1 pseudogene (running past one end of the window) is annotated in these 688 nt (G+C 40.0%); it reads left to right on the top strand.

Annotated elements, in window-relative coordinates:
- A pseudogene (locus E0E16_RS14930) lies at window positions 1–681 on the top strand (IS30 family transposase) (it extends 414 nt beyond the left edge of the window).
- The last annotated feature ends 7 nt before the right edge of the window (window positions 682–688 follow it).

The following is a 688-nucleotide window of genomic DNA, read 5'->3' as shown; positions in this document are numbered from 1 at the left end:
GACAAATATCAGGTTATCTGCGCAAGAATGAGGGAATAAAGGTGTCCCACCAATCCATTTATAATATCATTCATAATGATACAACAGGGGAACTTGCCAAACACACAAGGCATAAGATGAAATACAGACATCGTCCCAAGGGCAGACATCTTCCAATTAAAGACAGGTTGAGTATCCATGAAAGAAGTAAGGAAGTTGACGGGAAGAGATTCGGAGATTTTGAGATGGACTTGATCGTAGACCCTGACCAGCATACCATACTCACACTGGTAGAGAAATCCACCAATATGCTGCTTATGCAGAAACTGCCATTTGGAAAGCAGTCAAAGCCTCTGGCAAAGGTAGTTAGGAAACTGCTGCCACCATACAAGGACTGTCTGAAGACCATTACAACAGACAACGGACCTGAATTTGCAGCACATAAGGACATTACCAAGTTCTTAGGCGTGCCCGTATACTTCGCTGATCCATATTGTTCTTGGCAAAAGGGAGCTATTGAGAATACAAATAAACTAATCAGACAATATATACCGAAAAAGGATTCGTTTGAACATTACACAGACAAGAGAATTATGTCGATACAAAAGAAATTGAACGAAAGACCGAGAGAAAAATTAAACTTTTCTACTCCAAAGTGTGAATTCTTCAAATACGTTTTATAATTTTGCACTTGCTGGTTGACTCTGCG

It is taken from the genome of Prevotella rectalis (assembly GCF_900607215.1).
Classification (GTDB): Bacteria; Bacteroidota; Bacteroidia; order Bacteroidales; family Bacteroidaceae; genus Prevotella; species Prevotella brunnea.
This window is presented reverse-complemented; position numbering and strand designations above follow the sequence as displayed.